The organism is Raoultella sp., assembly GCF_039594335.1.
Classification (GTDB): domain Bacteria; phylum Pseudomonadota; class Gammaproteobacteria; order Enterobacterales; family Enterobacteriaceae; genus Klebsiella.
Genome location: NZ_JBCNNS010000272.1, coordinates 1 through 2,965, shown reverse-complemented (window position 1 = coordinate 2,965; position 2,965 = coordinate 1). Strand labels below are relative to the sequence as shown.

Sequence of the window (2,965 nt, the reverse complement as noted above, 5' to 3'; positions counted from 1 at the left end):
GCGACGCCGGGCATGATGTTAAAATCGTCCGTGCGGAAAGCGATTACGACGTCCAAAAACAAGTACAGAATTTCCTCTGGGCCGACGTGGTTATCTGGCAAATGCCGGGCTGGTGGATGGGCGCACCGTGGACCGTGAAAAAATATATTGATGACGTCTTCACCGAAGGGCATGGTTCGCTGTATGCCAGCGACGGGCGCACCCGCTCAGACGCCAGCAAAAAATATGGTTCCGGCGGGTTGATTCAGGGCAAGCAGTACATGCTCTCTCTGACCTGGAACGCGCCGCTGGATGCCTTCAACGATAAAGACCAGTTCTTCCACGGCGTGGGCGTTGACGGCGTTTATCTGCCGTTCCATAAAGCCAACCAGTTCCTCGGCATGACCCCTCTGCCAACCTTTATCGCCAACGACGTCATTAAAATGCCGGATATTCCGCGTGACATAGCAGAATATCGCAAGCATCTGGCGCAGATTTTTGGTTAACTAAAGATCTACATACAGAAGGAGTTGAGTTAATCATGTTGACAGTGATCGCAGAAATTCGCACACGCCCGGGACAACACCATCGCCAGGCGGTACTTGATCAGTTTGCAAAACTTGTTCCGGTCGTTTTACAGGAAGAAGGCTGCCACGGCTATGCGCCGCTGGTTGACCACGCCGCTGGCGTGAGTTTCCAGAGCACCTCTCCGGATTCAATCGTCATGGTTGAACAGTGGGAAAGCGTTGCCCATCTCGAAGCGCATCTGCAAACGCCGCATATGAAAGCCTACGGTGAAGCGGTGAAAGGCGATGTGCTGGAGACCAGTATCCGCATTCTGCAGTCCGGCATTTAAGCCTGCGCACGAAGAAAAACACAAGAAATGAGTCAGAACTGGCGAAATGCCAGTTCTGCTTAAACAACAGGTCAGGCTTCCAGATCCGCCATATCCCCTTTCTCCTGCAGCCAGTTACGACGGTCTTCCGAACGTTTCTTGGCTAATAGCATATCCATCATCGCCGTGGTCTGCTGCTCATCCTCATCACTGATAATCAACTGCACCAGGCGGCGGGTATTCGGGTCAAGCGTAGTTTCGCGTAGCTGCATCGGGTTCATTTCACCCAGCCCTTTAAAGCGCTGGACGTTCGGTTTGCCCTTCTTACGTTTGAGCTGCTCCAGCACACCGGCTTTCTCTTCTTCCGTCAGCGCGTAGTAAACCTCTTTGCCGAGATCGATACGGTACAAAGGCGGCAGCGCAACGTGAACATGCCCGTGTTTCACCAGCGTGCGGAAGTGCTTCACAAACAGCGCGCACAGCAGCGTAGCAATGTGCAGGCCGTCGGAGTCCGCATCCGCGAGAATGCAAATCTTGCCGTAGCGGAGCTGACTTAAGTCATCGCTGTCCGGATCGATACCGATAGCCACCGAAATGTCGTGGACCTCTTGCGACGCCAGCACTTCATCAGATGAGACTTCCCAGGTATTAAGGATTTTCCCCTTCAGCGGCATGATCGCCTGATATTCACGGTCGCGCGCCTGCTTGGCAGAACCGCCTGCCGAGTCCCCTTCCACCAGAAATAGCTCGGTACGGTTCAGATCCTGGGCGGTACAGTCCGCCAGCTTACCCGGCAGCGCAGGGCCGCTGGTCAGCTTTTTACGGACCACTTTTTTCGCCGCGCGCATCCGGCGCTGGGCGCTGGAGATAGCCATCTCTGCAAGCAGTTCCGCGGCCTGAACGTTCTGGTTCAGCCACAGGCTGAAGGCATCTTTTACCACGCCTGAGACAAACGCCGCGCACTGACGCGAAGAGAGACGCTCTTTAGTCTGACCAGCAAACTGCGGATCCTGCATTTTCACCGACAGCACATAGGCACAGCGATCCCAGATATCTTCCGCAGACAGCTTCACACCGCGCGGCAGGATATTGCGATATTCACAGAACTCGCGCATCGCTTCGAGCAACCCCTGGCGCAGGCCGTTGACATGGGTACCGCCCTGCATGGTCGGGATCAGGTTAACGTAGCTTTCAGTCAGCAATTCCCCACCTTCCGGTAACCACAGCAGCGCCCAGTCGACCGCTTCGGTTTCGCCGGAAAAGTTGCCGACGAACGGTTTTTCCGGCAGCAGCGGCAGGCCGTTCACTGCTTCGCACAGGTAGTCAGTCAGACCGTCCTGGTAACACCAGCGCTGTTCGCTGTTATTTACCTGATCACGGAAGACAATCTCGACTCCGGGGCAGAGCACGGCTTTGGCTTTTAGCACATGCGTCAGGCGCGAGACGGAAAAGCGTGGGCTATCAAAGAAACTCTCATCCGGCCAGAAATGCACGCTGGTTCCGGTATTACGTTTACCGCAGGTGCCGGTAATGTGGAGATCTTCAACTTTATCGCCGTGCTCAAAGGCGATGCTGTAGATCTGACCATCGCGGCGGACGTTCACTTCCACGCGCTTCGACAAGGCGTTGACGACCGAAATCCCCACCCCGTGCAGACCACCCGAGAACTGGTAGTTCTTGCTGGAGAATTTGCCGCCCGCATGCAGCCGGCACAGAATCAGCTCAACCGCCGGCACCCCTTCTTCCGGGTGGATATCAACCGGCATCCCGCGTCCATCATCAATCACTTCCAGCGATTGATCGGCATGAAGAATGACCTCCACGCGTTTCGCATGGCCAGCCAGTGCTTCATCCACACTGTTATCAATAACTTCCTGTCCAAGATGGTTAGGACGTGTTGTGTCAGTGTACATCCCCGGACGGCGGCGAACCGGCTCTAGCCCGGTGAGTACCTCAATGGCATCAGCGTTATATGAAGATTGCGTCATGGTGTGTATTCGTAGGTCATCCAGGGCCGCTTAACGCAGACCCAGAAAATCGATAATCTGAGTGAAATGATCTTCAAAGCCGACAAATGCGTGATTGCCGCCCTCCTCTACCGTCTGCCGGCATGAGGCGTAGTAAGCAACGGCCTGGCGGTAATCAAGCACT

At 55.1% G+C, this 2,965-nt stretch carries 4 protein-coding genes; 2 read left to right on the top strand and 2 right to left on the bottom strand.

All coding sequences use genetic code 11. The features are described from left to right. Together ACZAHD_RS22880 and ACZAHD_RS22875 are read left to right on the top strand one after the other, a co-directional pair. Window positions 1-485: NAD(P)H-dependent oxidoreductase (locus tag ACZAHD_RS22880; protein ID WP_462458760.1), on the top strand; the 485-nt coding region annotated here is incomplete at its 5' end. A gap of 35 nt (window positions 486-520) precedes the next feature. Then, entirely contained in the window at window positions 521-835 is a 315-nt protein-coding gene (locus ACZAHD_RS22875) for a putative quinol monooxygenase (RefSeq protein ID WP_434583049.1), read from the top strand. A gap of 71 nt (window positions 836-906) precedes the next feature. Here ACZAHD_RS22875 and parE read toward each other — a convergent pair whose 3' ends face one another. Together parE and ACZAHD_RS22865 are read right to left on the bottom strand one after the other, a co-directional pair. Beyond that, on the bottom strand, window positions 907-2,802 hold the full coding sequence (gene parE / locus ACZAHD_RS22870; protein ID WP_462458759.1) for a DNA topoisomerase IV subunit B: 1,896 nt from the start codon (window positions 2,800-2,802) through the stop codon (window positions 907-909). Between the two features lie 30 nt (window positions 2,803-2,832). Then, window positions 2,833-2,965: YqiA/YcfP family alpha/beta fold hydrolase (locus ACZAHD_RS22865; protein ID WP_462458761.1), on the bottom strand; the 133-nt coding region annotated here is incomplete at its 5' end.